We start from the raw sequence: 16,016 nt of genomic DNA, 5'->3' as shown, positions 1-16,016 counted from the left end.
CTGATTTTCAAAAATATAAATACCCTACCCAGCACTTATATTCACGCAGCTTTAACAATTGATGACGTAAACATGATTGATACCAATTTTTTAAAGCAGCAGGTATACATAGAATTAATTATCCCGCCATGAGAAAAAAGGCAGCCCCTTACGATTATTTAAGATAACTTGGAATGATCTTCAAGTACATTCTAAAAGCTGACCTGCCTCATTCGTTAAGTTTAAAAGAACGATTTATTTGTACAGAAGTGATCAACCGTTCTTTTAAAAACAAGAAATTAATTTGTTTCCCGCAATCCTGGTGATATTGCCCCTGCTGATTTCTTAACATCAAACCGTCCTTCCTTTATCGGTGTTAATAAAACAAGATAAGTTTAATAAACAGCACATAAAATCCCCCGTACAAAAATAATCATTACTATAAAATCAATTTTAGAAAGAGGTATCATATGATTCAATTGGCGGGGATGCCTTTTCAACAAACAAATCTTTGGCAGTCAGGAAGTATTGAAAGTCACATTGTTCAAGCTATGATGGAAGATCGCACAATGTATGCTTATCCCTCCATGAACGTATTGTCTTTTGAAGTAGAACTGCGCAAAAATATTATTTTAAGTGCAAGAGCTTTAAATGATAGTGATGCGGAATTTGAAATTTTTGCATTAACGCGAGCAAACCCACAGTACTGGTATGTAACAAATATGGGTTCTATTGAATTAAAAGCTGGAACAAGTCCTTCTGTGGCTATTCGTGACATTTTTGGAAACAGTTCCTTTTATGGGTTCGAATGCGCCACTGCGATGATAATCATTTATTATTATGCCGTGATGAATGTTATTGGAGATCATGCATTCAATCGACTTTTTCCTAACATTCAATTGTACAGCTGGAACTTTGACCCTGACCTGGGTTTAACTACGAGTTATACGAATTACTTTATTCCTGGAGACGTCGTGTATTTCGAAAACCCGGATTATCATCCGCAGATGTCTCAATGGCGTGGAGAAAATGCTGTTGTTCTAGAAGACGGCCGTTACTTTGGATACGGAATTGGAATTACAACCGAAAGTGAAATGGTTCAAATTTTAAATGAGTTAAGAAAAGCAAACGCTACCCAGTCTGCGTATTTATCTAATATCGTTGCCAGGCCAGGTTTCCTTCATTTAGCCAATGTCGCGATGCACAGGCCAGAATTTATAAGACAAAAATTAAGATATGTTATCATTCAGCACAACGAAGATTCTATTTCGCTGGACCGGTATATTTATTATTTAAATACAATACCTTCCAACCCATTCTCCTTTTGAGAAATGGGTTTATGAAAATCCAGGCATTAAAGAGAAGATAATGAATGATAAACTGGTGAAAACTCCTCCCTGCGTGCGTTAAAATAAGAAAACAACGTTAATCCTTAGGGAGAGGATAAGATTGCCAACGTTAAAACAAGTGCTCGAATTAGATATTTTAAGCCATGCTAAAGTGAAAACTGCCAGTCATAAAGTATCAGAGCTCGTGGTAGAGTGGGCTTCCATTATGGATATCCCAGTTGAAAATTTTATTCGCGACAATGAACTGGTACTTAACACAGGATCTGGTTCTGGTCATGATATGGAGATTTTCTTCGAATTTGTGAAAAGTGTGTATGAAGCGGGAGCCTCTGCGCTTGCGATCGCAAAGGGACAATATATTACGGAAATTCCAAAAAGCGTGATTGCGTTTGGAGAGGAAAAAGAATTTCCAATAATAGAGATCCCTTGGGAAATTCGTTTTGGGGATATTGTTCATTCAGTAATTTCAGAAATAAAACATGTGAAAAATAAAGAAATGCTTCGTACAGAAGATATTCAGCAGCAGCTTCTTGATATTATGCTAAGCAGTCCCCCATTATCAAAAATTGCTGAGTTTATGGAAGAAAAATTAAACTATCCTTTGATTATAGTAGACAATAAAGGTTCCATTTTGGGTAAAAGTCAAAACGCCAGGGATTTAGCCGAGAAATGGAACAGTCACCGAGTGACAAACAATGTAAGTTTACAAAGTCAAGAGTTATTCTTTAAAAATAAACAACATCCTCTCCACACAAGAATAAAAAAACTACAAATATTTAATATAACCATTCTACAAACCCCCATTGAATCCTCACATTCTATACAAGGATATTTAAACATTAGCTTCAAAGAAGAAAGAACAGCCAATGATTTTCTCGAAACGTCGAATATGGTTTTATTAGAACACTCCTCTGCTATACTTGCCATGTGGTTTCTTCGGGAAAATGCGATTGAAGAAACTAAAATGCGTTTACGAGGTGATTTTGTTTGGAACCTGGCATCTGATGATTATCTAAATATAGATGATAAGCTCTCGCAGGCTCAATCGCTCGGTTATAACCTGGACCTGCCCTATATTTGTATTATTGGAAAACCAGAAAACTTATTTGAACTTTATAAAAGAAACAACCCAGACACTTCTTACGATCTCTGGAAAGAGAGCATGATACATTATATCCAGGACGAGATTTTCTTAACTGCTCGTATGGTAAATCGAAAAGTAATGACTACTCCTTACCGCAACGATATTATATTGTTTATTGAATTTTATCGAGACGACTCAAAAGAGAAGCTGCATGAGTTTTTGGAACTATTAAACAGAAGATTAAACAACCTCATGCCAGCAGTTTTAATGTCTTGGGGAATTGGCAGATTTCATAATAATGAAAAAATGTTTTCCGGAAGCTTCCGTGATGCAAAGACCGCATTAAAAATAGGCAGAAAAACAGATGGTCACGGGTGCCGGATAAATTATGAAGATACAAAAATGGAAAGAGCGCTTATAAGGATCTCAAAAGACGAGGAAATGAGAGAAATAGTCTCCTCTACCCTATCTGCATTGGCAGACTATGATAAACAAAAAAACTTAAACCTTATGGAAACGTTAGATGTCTATATTGAAAATCAAGGGAAAATCAGCCAAACTGCACGCCAATTACATCTCCACCGTCACACTTTACTTTATCGCCTTAGAAAAGTGGAATCCTTAACCAATTTATCAATGTTACATCCGTCGGATCGATTTTTAATGGAATTAAGCATTAATTTGTGGAGGTTAAATGAGATCTAGCAATTATTAAAGCTCATGACTAGCAGAATGTCATGAGCTATTTGTTATCACTTGATAAATGATGAGCGCGGCAGCCTAGTTAAAACCTCACAACTAGCTTCCGTGACCCGTATTGTTTCTGAAAGACCCATTGCAAATTTACCTGGAACAAGCCCCCATGGAATTAAATGAAAAACCATGTTGGGCTGTAATTCCCGGTGTTCTCCAGGATGACAGCTGAAAATATGCCCTTCATCCCAGCCCGGCGCAAACGCAATCCCAATAGAATATAATGAGCGGGCTAATTGTTGGAGTCCCAGTTTATTTCGACTAATAATATTTCTGCTCACTGCATCTATTTCCGATGCCTTTACACCTGCTTTTATCACATCAATTGTTGTATCTACCGCTTCTCTGATTATCTTCTCCGCTTGTACCTGATCGGGGGAAGGTTTGCCTATAAAGCCGGTGCGCATGCATGCTGCATGATATCGATGCTTACAGCCAGCCACCTCTAAGAAGACGCAGTCACCCTGTTCCAGTGTCCTGCCGGACCATGTTGCATGGCCTACTGCTGAACGTGGACCAGTAGCAACGTAAGGCTGAACAGCTGGATAATCACTTCCTGCTTTAATCATCGCATAATGCATAGCAGACGAAATATCATTGTCTTTTACTCCTTCTTCAGCAGCGTCGATGCCGGCATTTAAAGCAGCTTCTGTAAATAAAACAGCTTCCTTAATTTTTTCTAATTCAGCCTCTGATTTAATCAGCCGCAATTCTTCAATAAGTCCCGCGCAATCAACAAAAACCGCATCTCTTACTAAGGAGAATAGCTTATCTTGCTGAGATACTGTCAAAAACCATGAATCTCTTTCATATCCAATTTTTTTCGTATGAAGGTTAAACTGCTCTAAAGCTTCTTTTGTTCTTATAAATGGATCTTCACTATCGATATGAGGAAAACTGTGTTCAAGCCAGCTTAACGCCTGCACCCCTGTGTCTTCGAGCACACGTGTCACTATAAACGGTTCTGGCTCTACAGGAATAAAAAGAGCTTGATAACACATATATCCGGTTGTTTCAAATCCAGTTAAATAAAAAATGTTTTCCGGATTCGTAATCATCATGGCGTCCAGACTGCGATGGTTTAATTCTTTTCTTACATCATTAACACGCCGTTCGTATTCTTCAATAGGAAATGGCAGATCCGTACGAAGCCTGGCGGTTAATTTTCTTTCTAGAATTTCCAATAACATCACCTCGTGTTTTAGTCTGCATCACCGGAAAACCGATTTATTTTATTGTAGTTGCAGGAACGTTCACCTGCCTATTGCCATTATGTAGAAAAAATTTAAAATTTTTTATACAGCTTTTCATCGTTTTTTTTATGCCTGCCTTATTTGAGATAAAAAAGATGAGTGCTGCGCTATTTTAGAACTAGTATCACCGGTAACACAGGGTGGATCACGTCCGGGTCCGACGAGCTCTGGAGTCAGTGATGTATGTAAATTCTTTCCTGGTAGAAGTATTGCGGCCATGCAGAGGACAGAATTTGTATTACGGTCGAGCTATCGGGGTTTAAAGGAATTACAATGTTTACCTCCGGTAAAAGCAAGATCTGCTTCAGAATTTAGACCTGGAAATGATAATGAAGAAGATTAATCATTTTGATCCGGATTTTCATAGAACTTAGCCCACATTCAGATTGAAAAAGAACGTGGGCTGAAGTTTACATATCATGAGAAGCATTCTTTTTTTGACGTGTATGATTTCTATTTTTCACCTTGTGAGAACCTTCCATTGGTTCTCCGTAAGGCTGTTTTGGACTCTGAGGCAAGTTTACTTTTTCCTGCTGTTTCGGACCTTTTGGATTTTCTTTAGCCATACCTATTCCCCTTTATATATTTTGGTTTTAAGAATAGGATTTGGTGAAGGTATGGAACTTATACGTCCTGCCTTCAATTTCTCAAAGCAGCTTGGTTTCCTGCTTGATAATAACCTCTAATGTATCTTTAGAACGCATACCCGTCACAATGGTTTGACCGATAATAAACGTTGGTACAGCTGTAATATTTGCCTCTTGGTATGCATGGGTTAATGCTCTTGAATGAACTTCTTTATACTTTCTTGTATTTAATGCTTCTTTAAACTTATTTTTGTTTAAACCCACTTCTTCTGCCAGCTTTGTTAACACATCTACTTTGCCAATATCTTGCTCTTCTTGGAAAAAGGCACGGAAAACTCTGTCATTATAAAGGTTTCCCCTGCCCATTTCTTTCGCATACTGGTATCCCTCAAATGCTATATGCGTATATGGCTGAGGAGAAATCCGGGGCAGAACAATGTCAATTCCCATGCGTTCTGCCATGGGGTAAACAGACTGCTTCCATGTCGTTTGCAGATAATTATCTTCTGGCTTTAATGTTTTGTTAGGATAGGGCCGTAATTCGAACGGCATCCATTCTACTTCTACATCTTTTCCTTGAATTGCTTGTTGAAGCGGTACCTCCGCTAGAAAACAAAACGGTCACACAAAATCTGAATAAATTTTCATTTGCAGCGTCATAAAGCTAACACTCCTTGATTGTATTTAAACGATAACCTGTTTGACATACAAAAGTCCAGTTTCTCCTCGTCGATATTACCTCTCATCTATAATGTTTCATTTTCTTACATTCAAAAAAATGTTTGTAAGGTTATATTCCACCATTGTAAATTATTCTATAAAATAATGTTAATGTGTCTTTGTATCCGGATACAAAGACACACATAGGGATGATAATAGAAAAACTGCAATTAAACATAGACATGGTATGGATTATACTCATGCCATACTAGTGTTTATTATGCAAGCTGGATTTAAAATCCCATCACTATTTAATGCGATGAATGAAAAAATGAATCGAATGACTGCAGAAACCATTGACATGACGGAGCATCTGGACACTGGTCACTGAGAGCACCAACCAGATGGGAGATTCTCAGCAAGATCAGTTAGAAGAAGTTCAATGTCTGCTTGAGATTATGGAAGAAATAAGAAGTACCAGTGGAGAAAATGTATCTTTATCAAACGAAACAGATATGCATGCTCTTCATAAGAAAAGTACTAAACTCGGTAAGGATGTTAAGCAATTTTAAACAAACGCCACTCCAGCTCTCATTTAAACAACGAAATGAGAGAGCCGCATTAGCAGCAGTGCGGCTTTTACTTTATTCTTTTGCCCAGGAGAAAACATACCCTTTATAAGAAAAATGATGATGAAAACCTATATGTTTCGCAACTGCCTGAGAAGGTTTATTCTCCTCCATACAATCCCAATAAGGAGTATATCCTTGTTTTAGTGTATTTTGGACGAATTCATGCGCCATTTTCTTTGCAAGCCCTTGATTTTGATGTGCTTCTGATGTCTCAATAGCAATGCACTGTCTATTATCTGTAGTGAAATTAGTATGACACAACCCTACTATTTCATCTTCTAAGACAATACAATATCCGATTCCCTGCTTGAAAAAGTCCTCTGCTGAAAACCATGACTCGTTAATTTTTCTGTGAAGATAAGTAATATTTATACAGTTAAACTTGTCAAAATAAAAATCCTTTGTAATCTTTTTTATTTTATACGGAGTGGTTAAAATAATCCTTTCTTGCTCATACTGCTCTTTTTTTAAAATATAAACATGCTGGGTCCAGCTGGATAACGTTCGATGTTGAAATAATTTTTCTATGGCAGGATACCACCCAGGATAGTTTCCAATCATTTCAAAGTGAAAAAGATCCTGCTCTAACATTTGCAGCTTGATAACTTCCTCCACATACCTTCCTATTCTCCCATTAAAATCCTTGTTATCAGGATTTCCAATAAAAAAGAAACCATCGTTATTACCTAGCCATATCATTCCTGCATTCGGCAAAACTGGATTATCAACAAAAATTCTGCCGCGGTTCACCCCATCCACTACGCCTTTCACTTCGACATGACGTTCGTTGTTCAGTAAGGGTTTACACTTTATAAATTCATCTCTTTTTAATTCATATACCATTTTTATCACTGCCAGTCTTTTTAATAACTCTTTGTCATTTTATCACTAATTTTACCTTTAAAAGTCACATGCACCAAAAATACTATTTTCTCTTAACTCCATTGACACTGATAATCAATTTCAATTAACTTAAAAGTAGATGTGATGCCCTTATACTTTAGGCAATTTCGAAATAAGCATTAAAAATTAGGAGGACAGGCAAGTGCAAAACATGAAATCTACTTACATACTTTATTTGTGTCTATTTACATACATATTTTCAGAAGTCCTGTTATCTCCTTTTTATCCCCAATTTTTTGAAAAAACATTTGCGATTGATGGAACAAAATTTACAGGAATTTTTATTTTTACCTGCCGTCTTGCCGTACTGCTATCAACACCGGTATGGGGAAAGTTTTCCCAGAAAATAAATACTACAACGTTATTGTTATTCGCACTAGGCTGTTCTCCGTTTTTAACCGGGGCGCTGGCTTTTGCCAAAACTCCTTACATTTTTCTTTGTCTTACTGTTCTTTTATTAGCAGCAAAAAGTGGTATGCTTCTTATTTATCCTTTGCTAGCAGAAACAAATGGTGCTTCTGACATGTCAAAAAAATTTCAGCTTCTCTTTCACGGCGCTATCATTACAGCTTCCCTTTGCGGCGGGCTTATTATGTCACTAGAAGAACCTATTCGTATTTTTATCGTGCTCGCCATTATGGATCTTCTTCTCTTTGTTCTAGTATGGCGTGTCAGAAAACAAATACCCGTCTCAACCCAAGCAGCAAAAACAAGTGATAACAAATCAGCGGATCAAAAAAGAAGTTTATCCATGCCGCTTGTTATTTTTCTGCTGTTTGGCATGGCAGTATTCACTTTTCATTTTGGTAACAATATAGTCCGGCCCTATTTTACCCTTTATGCAGAACAAACATTTTTAGCCGATTCTTTCACGAGCAGTATTTTATTCATGCTTCCAAACGCTGCAGCTTTAATGGTTATGCCATGGCTGCATAAGTGGGTAACAAATGAAAATGCCTTGACATTCTCTGTTATAGCTGTGTTTATTCTTGGGCTCAGCCTGCTTTTGCAATGGGGAGCATCGTTCTTTTGGCTATTTGTCGGTGCCAGGCTGTTTTATGGATTATTTCTTGCTTCTGGGCAGGCGGCCATTGATTCATCTTTTTTTCATTTGCAAAAAAAGGGAAATACTCCTTATGCCTACAGCCTATTGTTACTTTTCCAAAACACTGCTATGCTGAGCGCCCCGATCGGTGCAGCGTATACAGCTGAGACGTATGGATTGGCCATGCCTTTCCTAGCTGCTGCTCTCATGTTAATAGCTTCCTTTGTTTTTTTATATCATCTTACTTGGACAGCAGTGCCGAAATGGCAAACTGACATTGGAAAAGAAGAAAAGAACAGCCATTCTGTTCATACTCCATAGCTGTTCTAAGGAATTGTTTGCTTTATTTTGTTTTCACTTATTAATGACAAAACGGTTTATTGGAATCGTAGGTATCCTTACCATGCTATAGTTTCCTGAAGGGGCACTTCATATTCCATCTGGTTTGCTCTGGCTTCATAACCATTACCATAATCCACTTACCAGCACAGCGGTATCCTATGTAATGGTCACCGCCCACTGATATGCCCCTTTGTTCCTCCTTATTAAAATGATAAGGTTATTCTCGTTTTCCCTACATTTGTAATTTTATAAAGCAAAAACCCTGTTGTATTCATAAATGAGATTTTGGAAAAACTGTAGAAAAGTTTCCTTACAATGGTGGAGGTGGAAACATTGGTAGAGACAATAAAAGAGATTGGTCTCGTATTCGGACGGATTATAACGATTTTACCTCTATTGTTAGCCGTTACCATATTCATGGGAAAGCGGGCAATTGGAGAACTTCCAATATTTGATTTTTTAATAATTATTACACTTGGAGCAGTGGTAGGAGCAGACATTGCTGACCCTAGTATTAATCACATTCCAAGTGCTGCCGCCATAATCGCAATTGGCTTTCTGCAGCGATTGGTTTCAAGCTGGAAAATATCAAGTCGGAATGTAGGACGGCTTATCACATTTGAACCAACCGTAGTCATCCAAAACGGAGTCTTTCTCGATGAAAATATTAAAAAGATTAGATATTCAATTGATAATATCTTACAAATGCTTCGGGAAAAGGATGTATTTGATGTAAATGATGTTGAAACTGCGGTTGTGGAGGCAAATGGTGAACTAAGTGTGTTAAAAAAACCGGAAAAAAATGCAGTTACTGCGGAAGATATGGGGATAGAAAAAACCTCTGTTATTTCCTTTCCAGTCATAATGGATGGTAGTATTTATTCTAATATTCTTCATGACTTAAATGTAGACGAAATTTGGCTGCGTTCTAAATTGGCGGGGGAAGGTATTGATGATATATCCAATGTATTTTTTGCTTCAATCAATCAAGCATTAGAACTGCATGTGTCGTTAAAAGATAACAATATTACGATTCCCCCCATTCGCCATTAACTGTTATTGTACGGGGGCAGCTTTCGTTTCTGTCACACGTTTCACTCGTACTACAAACGTGGTGGCCTGCCTTTTTTGTCGCAAACATCAAAAAGATTTTCACAAACCATTTCAAGGGACGGTTTGTGGCTGTATAAATAAGTTGGGTCCTACAGGAATCTAGTTTAGTTAATTCATACTTTGCGGTAATATCAAACATGTTTGCGAGGACAAAACCAACTTTTAAAATTTTTTGTTCTGGTGTATTCAAATATTCTATCATTTCTACTTCATACTCTTCGATCCTTTTTCCTTCTTTGTACTTTTGCAGGTAAATACTTCCCACACCTTCTTCTGTTATTTTAACAGGTTCATTTTCTACCACATTTGGCATGATTTTTTGCATGTTTTCTAACGAGCCGTCAAGCAGTTCCCATACTTCTTCTATAGGCACGTCTATTTCTATTGTTTTCGTCCATTTTTTCATGAAAGAACTCCTCCTCGTATCTCTCTTTTAAAGATTCGTTTATGTTGTAAAAAACACCTCTTTATCCGAATGAAAAAACCTATGTTAAAATAAACCCACTATTTTTATTTTTTATTAAGGAGAATTTAAATGAAAAAAGAACTGGACCACATTGGAATAGCGGTCGAATCCAGCACTTACAACGGTTAAGGTATGGATCTGTCCATAAGTCTTCTTCAAAAGGAAGTGGATAATATCCGCTATATGGGAAGACTTTTAGATCCATATTTTTCAAATGTAATTTTTGAAGTAAATTTCTTTTCTCCTGCTTTTCTGCTACTTCCCGCCAATGTTCAGATTCGGCAGAATGATGACTTCGCAAGGTCTTCATGCCGTAACTATTTAAGAAACCATAGTGAAGAGTACTAATCAGCGGCGGGCTATACGAATAGTATGTACATTGTCCACCTGGGTCGTCAAACCAATCCACTGAACTTTTTGCTGCTGCTCTGCCATTTCTTTAACATATTTCATCAACCACGTACCAAATACCTTGTCCTCGCCAGGTTTTAGCCGTCCTCAACCTTCCCAGCATGGCATATCTTTCTGCTAATAACATATATCCTGCTATTCCGACCATTTCGTTGCCTTCAAAAGCCCCTTGATCTTCCTCTATAATATATGGAAAAATATCTTTCACATAATCCTCTTCCATTCCTGTATTCATTTTCATTAATCGGCCTGGTCTTGAAAATTCAACGCACGAATATAAAAATTGCTCCTCTCCTCTTACATTATCTGGATTCTTTCGTCTCATTTTTATGAAAAACCATCGATATTTCCTGAACCTTCTCTTCAGGCAGCTCTTGTTCAATCATTGGAAAAATAATGCGCTCTTCCCTGCGAATGTGCGCTTCCAACATGGTACCTAGTTTATTTAACAGAGCCGTACTAGTATCCTCTTTCTTCAGTACTCTCTGAAATAAAGAACGTGCTCTATAAGCATTTCCTGCATTTCCTTTATGTCTTCCGTATCTATCGAAGCATATTGAGAAAGTGCCGGCAGTAAAATCTCTTCCTCTTCCCGAAAATGCTGATTACCGCCCGAATTCCAAAAATCTTCTGCTGCTTCTACCACTTCTTCTTTAGAATACCGTGATTTTTCTGTTCCAACCCGTTTCAAATTCATCGCCACAAAAAGACCATGGTGGTGATGATGGGACAAGGGATACAGCACCTTGTGCTCATTAATCCTTTTCGTTTATTTTCATATAACTCACTCACCTTTTTCTATTACATCAACGAACGGATCAAACCCAAACCATACAGCACATCCTAAAACAAACAAGAGGGTTCCTTGCACTAAAAACAAAAAACCCCACAACTTGGCAGGGATAAAAGTTAATCGAGCCAAAACCGAAGCGTCTCCTGCGTGCTTTGGACTCTTTATACTGATTAAAAAAATATGCCAGCAGCTTAAAAATGCTTGAATTAACAACACTAAACTTACACCGATAAGCAGATATTCTATTGCTTTTGTATAACCCTGGTACCACAATAAATAAGCCCCTGCTAATATCGAAAGTATCCAAAAGATGCCAAATCCATTTCGTACCCAAAATATTAAGGTGCTGCCTAGTAAAATTAACAAAAGGAACCCTGCAGCTGTATACCAATGGTTTACAGCCATATAAATAAAAACGACAGAAACAAAAGAGGCAAAAGGATACCCAGACAAAGCAGTAATAAACATTCCAATTCGATGATGATGAGTGACTGCTGCTCCTTCGGTGCTCTTAAAAAGAGAGATAGATTTAACTTGCCCTCCTGTTAATTCGGCTGCTAACGCATGCCCGCTTTCATGCACCAATGTATTAAACAATGAAAGATATGAACCGAGAACGGGGACATATGTAAAAATTGCTATGACAACACCGATTGCTAAAATCATAATAAATATTTCCAAAATAACACCTCAATGCTTATCATAGCAAACCAAGCAGTACCTGGCTAACACATTGCAGACCACTTCTAACATTTTATTTTGTTTTATTTTGAAGCGAGGAAATACTAGATAATACAGATATTTTCTCTGGATTACACATAATCTCAATCACAGAAGGTCCTTTAAGCTTCAGGGCATTTTCTAATGCTTTTTTAAAAGAAACATCATTAGTTACCCGTTCGCCTTGAACTCCAATCGCTTTAGCTAATTTACTAAAATTCACTTCATTTAAAGTCGTTCCGATCACGTGATGTGGAAAGACCTTTTCCTGATGCATCCGAATCGTTCCATACATATTATTATTAAATACAAGAGCAATAATCGGCACTTTATATCGAGCAGCCGTTTCGAGTTCCTGCACGGTCATCATAAAACCGCCATCTCCAGATAATGAAACAACCATTTTGTCTGGAGACGCCATTTTTGCTCCGATACCTGCCGGAAGACCATAACCCATCGCCCCTGATGTCGGCCCTGCATAGGTGTTTGGTTTATTGAAACGATAATAGTTATGAAGCCAGGCCGCAAAATTTCCTGCATCATTTGTAATAATTGCATCTTCTGGCAGTATTTTCTGCATCGTGTTTATAATTTGAGCTATGTCAACGGAATCTTCGTTTGGTAGGTTTTGAATGGCTGTCGTTTTTTCATAAACATTTCTCCGTTTCTCTGCCCAAGTTCTCCAATCAATCTTCGAGTGTATCTCCCTTTCACTTAAGGTCTGTAAAGCCTGGGTTGCATCAGCAACTATTCCAACCTGCGGGGGATAAACCTTTCCCAATGTATTTGGCTCAATATCTATATGGATAAGCTGCAACTCTTCTGAGAAAATGGTATAGCTTTGGGTCATTATCTCAGAAAAACGAGTGCCTACTGCAAGCACCGTATCTGCTTGTCTCATTGTGTCTAATATTTCTGGGAAAGTACCTAAACCGGAATGTCCAACATATAAGGGGTGATTATTGGGAAGCACATCATGCCGGCGAAAAGAAGCGATAACAGGGATATTTGTTTTTTCTGCAAACAACTGAAGTGCTCTCTCCGCGTTCGATCGAATGATTCCTCCGCCTGCAATAATCAATGGACGTTTTGATTGAGATAATAACTGCAGCGCTTTTCTGATATCTTCCGGATCAGGCAGCGAACGCGATGGACGGTATGCAGGTACTGGTTTGTACGTGCTTTGTTCTGCAAACACATCCGCCGGTATCGAAACAACTACAGGCCCCGGACGCCCTGACTGTGCCGCTCGAAAAGCCCTGCTGATCATTTCATTGGTACGATTTGGGTCGGTTAGTTCGAATGTACATTTTGCTAAATGAGAAAACATTTGGTCGAGTTCTACTTCCTGAAAGCCTTCACGGCCGCGGATTTCTCGCTCGACTTGACCTAAAATCACGACCATTGGTGTAGAATCCTGGCAGGCAGTGTGAACTCCTATGGAAAGGTTGGAACCTCCTACTCCTCTTGTCGCCATAACGACACCTGGCCTGCCGGTTATTTTTCCATACCCTTCAGCCATAAATGAAGCACCACCTTCATGGCGGCAGGAAACAAAATCAATTGATTCCTCAAGATAAATTTCATTCATTAAATCAAGAAAACTTTCTCCAGGAACAGAAAAAACCCGGTGAACTTCTTCTCGTTTCAATATTTCGACAATTTGGGCAGCGACCGTTATTTTATTTTTCATCTTACCTATCCCTTCCTTATTATTAAAAGAAGCATAAGGATGTCCAATAATGGAAAATTTTCGGGACTAAATCTTTTTCTTCTGCTGTTCATTATACCGGAAATTAACATCCTTCGTAATTTCTTAAGAATATGTTCTTATACACTATTATGAACACAGCGAGTAAATTATTAAATGACTTCTTTAAACATGGGAATAGAACACATAATGTTTATATTAATGCCCTGTAATAGAAAACCTTTTCGAATGGAGAAGCATATATTGTTTCAGAATTGTAAACACTTGTGGTATCTACCAAGTTTACAGTATGGAGGGGTATATGTATGGCTGGTCATTTACCACAATCTCCTGAACCTTATTGGAGAGAAACAGCGGAGCTGCCAAAGTTTAATCAATTGCATGAGGATATAAAAGTAAACGTCGTTATTGTAGGAGGGGGAATTACCGGTATCACGGCTGCTTATTTATTAGTAAAGGAAGGCGTAAAAGTTGCTTTAATTGAAGCTGACCATTTACTTAACGGTACTACTGGTCATACGACAGCCAAAATTACCGCACAGCATGGATTAATTTACGATGAAATCATTCAGCATATGGGCCAAAGTAAAGCGAGAATGTACTATGAAGCAAATACGGATGCGCTCCAATTCATTGAAAAAACGGTGAAAGAGCAGCAAATAGATTGTGATTTTAAAAAACAAGATGCCTATTTGTATGCAAGCACAGACCAATATGCAATGAAGCTGGAACAGGAATGGAAAGCCTATCAAAAGCTTTCTATTGAGGGCAGCCTGAAGGATAGCATTCCTTTTAATATTAGCGTACATAATGCCCTTTCTATGACTAATCAGGCTCAATTTCATCCATTAAAGTATTTAGCTCACCTATTGAAAGTTATTACAGATGCAGGCAGTCTAATATTTGAGCATACTACTGCTGTAAATGTGGAAGCAGACAGCCAACAAGCAGCAGTGTTGACGAGAAACGGGTACCGTGTCACAGGACACCATGTATTGGCCTGTTCTCACTTTCCATTTTATGAAGGAACTGGATTATACTCAACGAGAATGTACGCTGATCGATCTTACATTTTAGGTGTCAAAACAAAAGAGTCATATCCTGGTGGAATGTATTTAAGCGTTGATCAGCCAACACGTTCTCTACGGTCCGCATCTTTAAATGGAGAAGATATTGTACTTATTGGAGGAGAGAGTCATAAGACCGGTCAAGGTAAAGATACACTAGAACATTACGAAGCTTTAGAAACTTTTGGAAAAAAAGTGTTCCAAGTGGAAGACATTCTTTACCGTTGGTCTGCTCAAGATTTAACCACCCTCGATAAAATACCGTATATTGGAGAAATTACTTCCACTAAGCCCCGTGTTTTAATTGCTACTGGTTACCGAAAATGGGGTATGACAAATGGAACTGCGGCTGCACATTTATTAACCGATATTGTTTTGAAAAAAGAAAATCCTTATAAATCCTTATATTCACCTTCACGTTTTTACGCAGACCCAAGCTTAAAAAAGTTTTTTATAGAAAATGCGGACGTGGCTAAACACTTAGTAAAAGGTAAGATCGATTTGCCTCATAAAAAGGCAGAAGAATTGGATGTAGATGAAGGATCCGTAGTGACCATAGATGGAAAACGAAAAGGGGCTTATAAAGATAAAGAAGGCCAGTTTCACATTGTAGACACGACCTGTACCCATGTTGGCTGTGAAGTGGAATGGAACCATGGAGATAGAACATGGGACTGCCCGTGCCATGGTTCACGATTTTCTTATACGGGAGAAGTCATAGAAGGTCCTGCCGAAAAACCATTACAGAAAGAGGACCACACTATGCTCGAAAATGTCACCGAAGAAGATTCTGGGTATTAAGCGCGGACAGCATCCTGAATGGCTTGTTTAGTAATATTCATATGTGATGTGTCCCAAGACACCTTTTTGTTTTTAATAAGTAAAGCTTGAGGAGATTCGTGTTTCACTCCTATGTCTTCAGCAATTTGCTGGGAGATAGGACGAGATTCAATGACTTTAACAAATACGAATGCTGCTTTCTTTTCATCTGCTTCTTTTACAGCAGCTTGAAATTCTTCCCAAGCATCAGCGCTTTTCGGACAGGTAGTACTATGTTTCATAACGAGGACTGCCTGCTCATTTGATTGTTCTAAAGTATGTTGCCAATCCTCTATGGTGGTCAATTCGTGAAGTGCTGCCACTTTCAT

19 protein-coding genes are annotated in these 16,016 nt (G+C 38.1%); 7 read left to right on the top strand and 12 right to left on the bottom strand.

Annotation, left to right across the window (positions count from 1 at the left end; genetic code table 11):
• Positions 1-208: 208 nt before the first annotated feature.
• Positions 209-331, bottom strand: a complete 123-nt coding sequence (locus ACE1TI_RS09825) for a hypothetical protein (protein ID WP_375007402.1) — start codon at positions 329-331, stop codon at positions 209-211.
• Positions 332-449: 118 nt separating this feature from the next.
• Between ACE1TI_RS09825 and ACE1TI_RS09820 the strand changes: the two genes are divergently transcribed.
• Complete coding sequence (locus ACE1TI_RS09820; protein WP_375007401.1) at positions 450-1,307, top strand: protein-glutamine gamma-glutamyltransferase; 858 nt, start codon at positions 450-452, stop codon at positions 1,305-1,307.
• Positions 1,308-1,428: 121 nt separating this feature from the next.
• Positions 1,429-3,117 carry a PucR family transcriptional regulator gene (locus ACE1TI_RS09815; RefSeq protein WP_375007400.1) on the top strand — a complete coding sequence of 563 codons (1,689 nt, stop codon included), beginning with the start codon at positions 1,429-1,431 and terminating at the stop codon, positions 3,115-3,117.
• A gap of 47 nt (positions 3,118-3,164) precedes the next feature.
• Here the strand turns inward: ACE1TI_RS09815 and ACE1TI_RS09810 are convergent, their stop codons facing one another.
• From ACE1TI_RS09810 to ACE1TI_RS09800, 3 genes are all read right to left on the bottom strand, one after another.
• Positions 3,165-4,349, bottom strand: a complete 1,185-nt coding sequence (locus ACE1TI_RS09810) for a M24 family metallopeptidase (protein WP_375007399.1) — start codon at positions 4,347-4,349, stop codon at positions 3,165-3,167.
• Positions 4,350-4,828: 479 nt separating this feature from the next.
• The gene (locus ACE1TI_RS09805; RefSeq protein WP_375007398.1) at positions 4,829-4,984 is read right to left on the bottom strand and encodes a small acid-soluble spore protein P; all 156 of its coding nucleotides are present in this window, start codon (positions 4,982-4,984) and stop codon (positions 4,829-4,831) included.
• An 81-nt stretch (positions 4,985-5,065) separates the two neighbouring features.
• A complete protein-coding gene (locus ACE1TI_RS09800) occupies positions 5,066-5,665 on the bottom strand; it encodes a DsbA family oxidoreductase (RefSeq protein WP_375007397.1) in 600 nt (199 codons plus the stop codon).
• 247 nt (positions 5,666-5,912) lie between these two features.
• Here ACE1TI_RS09800 and ACE1TI_RS09795 point away from each other — a divergent pair, with 247 nt between their 5' ends.
• Both ACE1TI_RS09795 and ACE1TI_RS09790 read left to right on the top strand, forming a co-directional pair.
• Entirely contained in the window at positions 5,913-6,056 is a 144-nt protein-coding gene (locus ACE1TI_RS09795; RefSeq protein WP_375007396.1) for a hypothetical protein, read from the top strand.
• 13 nt (positions 6,057-6,069) lie between these two features.
• Entirely contained in the window at positions 6,070-6,237 is a 168-nt protein-coding gene (locus ACE1TI_RS09790) for a hypothetical protein (RefSeq protein WP_375007395.1), read from the top strand.
• 72 nt (positions 6,238-6,309) lie between these two features.
• Here ACE1TI_RS09790 and ACE1TI_RS09785 read toward each other — a convergent pair whose 3' ends face one another.
• Positions 6,310-7,140 carry a GNAT family N-acetyltransferase gene (locus ACE1TI_RS09785; protein ID WP_375007394.1) on the bottom strand — a complete coding sequence of 277 codons (831 nt, stop codon included), beginning with the start codon at positions 7,138-7,140 and terminating at the stop codon, positions 6,310-6,312.
• A 211-nt stretch (positions 7,141-7,351) separates the two neighbouring features.
• Between ACE1TI_RS09785 and ACE1TI_RS09780 the strand changes: the two genes are divergently transcribed.
• On the top strand, positions 7,352-8,566 hold the full coding sequence (locus ACE1TI_RS09780; protein ID WP_375007429.1) for an MFS transporter: 1,215 nt from the start codon (positions 7,352-7,354) through the stop codon (positions 8,564-8,566).
• A 354-nt stretch (positions 8,567-8,920) separates the two neighbouring features.
• Entirely contained in the window at positions 8,921-9,640 is a 720-nt protein-coding gene (locus ACE1TI_RS09775; RefSeq protein ID WP_375007393.1) for a DUF421 domain-containing protein, read from the top strand.
• Here the strand turns inward: ACE1TI_RS09775 and ACE1TI_RS09770 are convergent.
• The 6 genes from ACE1TI_RS09770 to ACE1TI_RS09745 form a co-directional block, all read right to left on the bottom strand.
• Complete coding sequence (locus ACE1TI_RS09770) at positions 9,615-10,106, bottom strand: SRPBCC family protein (protein WP_375007392.1); 492 nt, start codon at positions 10,104-10,106, stop codon at positions 9,615-9,617. The genes ACE1TI_RS09775 and ACE1TI_RS09770 overlap by 26 nt on opposite strands.
• Before the next feature lie 79 nt (positions 10,107-10,185).
• Positions 10,186-10,575: a hypothetical protein gene (locus tag ACE1TI_RS09765; RefSeq protein WP_375007391.1), complete on the bottom strand. Its 390-nt coding sequence runs from the start codon at positions 10,573-10,575 to the stop codon at positions 10,186-10,188.
• A 30-nt stretch (positions 10,576-10,605) separates the two neighbouring features.
• The gene (locus ACE1TI_RS09760; RefSeq protein WP_375007390.1) at positions 10,606-10,902 is read right to left on the bottom strand and encodes a GNAT family N-acetyltransferase; all 297 of its coding nucleotides are present in this window, start codon (positions 10,900-10,902) and stop codon (positions 10,606-10,608) included.
• A gap of 150 nt (positions 10,903-11,052) precedes the next feature.
• Positions 11,053-11,310 (bottom strand): hypothetical protein, encoded by a 258-nt coding sequence (locus ACE1TI_RS09755; protein ID WP_375007389.1) that lies wholly within the window; start codon positions 11,308-11,310, stop codon positions 11,053-11,055.
• 51 nt (positions 11,311-11,361) lie between these two features.
• Entirely contained in the window at positions 11,362-12,051 is a 690-nt protein-coding gene (locus ACE1TI_RS09750) for a M50 family metallopeptidase (protein ID WP_375007388.1), read from the bottom strand.
• Positions 12,052-12,124: 73 nt separating this feature from the next.
• Positions 12,125-13,783: a thiamine pyrophosphate-dependent enzyme gene (locus tag ACE1TI_RS09745; RefSeq protein ID WP_375007387.1), complete on the bottom strand. Its 1,659-nt coding sequence runs from the start codon at positions 13,781-13,783 to the stop codon at positions 12,125-12,127.
• Between the two features lie 323 nt (positions 13,784-14,106).
• Here ACE1TI_RS09745 and ACE1TI_RS09740 point away from each other — a divergent pair, with 323 nt between their 5' ends.
• A complete protein-coding gene (locus ACE1TI_RS09740; protein WP_375007386.1) occupies positions 14,107-15,669 on the top strand; it encodes an FAD-dependent oxidoreductase in 1,563 nt (520 codons plus the stop codon).
• Here the strand turns inward: ACE1TI_RS09740 and ytxJ are convergent.
• The gene (ytxJ, locus tag ACE1TI_RS09735) at positions 15,666-16,010 is read right to left on the bottom strand and encodes a bacillithiol system redox-active protein YtxJ (protein WP_375007385.1); all 345 of its coding nucleotides are present in this window, start codon (positions 16,008-16,010) and stop codon (positions 15,666-15,668) included. The genes ACE1TI_RS09740 and ytxJ overlap by 4 nt on opposite strands.
• Positions 16,011-16,016 lie beyond the last annotated feature (6 nt).

Origin of the sequence: Alteribacillus sp. JSM 102045 (assembly GCF_041949975.1) — a bacterium.
Classification (GTDB): Bacteria; Bacillota; Bacilli; order Bacillales; family Marinococcaceae; genus Alteribacillus.
The sequence above is the reverse complement of the archived record's forward strand: the minus strand, read 5'-3'. Positions and strand labels throughout refer to the sequence as shown.

Bases quoted from the DNA above. Each gene is read 5' to 3' on its own strand.
- ACE1TI_RS09770 (WP_375007392.1), bottom strand. From the start codon at position 10,106: ATGAAAAAATGGACGAAAACAATAGAAATAGACGTGCCTATAGAAGAA.
- ACE1TI_RS09780 (WP_375007429.1), top strand. From the start codon at position 7,352: ATGAAATCTACTTACATACTTTATTTGTGTCTATTTACATACATATTT.
- ACE1TI_RS09745 (WP_375007387.1), bottom strand. From the start codon at position 13,783: ATGAAAAATAAAATAACGGTCGCTGCCCAAATTGTCGAAATATTGAAA.
- ACE1TI_RS09795 (WP_375007396.1), top strand. From the start codon at position 5,913: ATGGATTATACTCATGCCATACTAGTGTTTATTATGCAAGCTGGATTT.
- ACE1TI_RS09820 (WP_375007401.1), top strand. From the start codon at position 450: ATGATTCAATTGGCGGGGATGCCTTTTCAACAAACAAATCTTTGGCAG.
- ACE1TI_RS09760 (WP_375007390.1), bottom strand. From the start codon at position 10,902: ATGAGACGAAAGAATCCAGATAATGTAAGAGGAGAGGAGCAATTTTTA.
- ACE1TI_RS09805 (WP_375007398.1), bottom strand. From the start codon at position 4,984: ATGGCTAAAGAAAATCCAAAAGGTCCGAAACAGCAGGAAAAAGTAAAC.
- ACE1TI_RS09740 (WP_375007386.1), top strand. From the start codon at position 14,107: ATGGCTGGTCATTTACCACAATCTCCTGAACCTTATTGGAGAGAAACA.
- ACE1TI_RS09825 (WP_375007402.1), bottom strand. From the start codon at position 331: ATGTTAAGAAATCAGCAGGGGCAATATCACCAGGATTGCGGGAAACAA.
- ACE1TI_RS09785 (WP_375007394.1), bottom strand. From the start codon at position 7,140: ATGGTATATGAATTAAAAAGAGATGAATTTATAAAGTGTAAACCCTTA.
- ACE1TI_RS09790 (WP_375007395.1), top strand. From the start codon at position 6,070: ATGGGAGATTCTCAGCAAGATCAGTTAGAAGAAGTTCAATGTCTGCTT.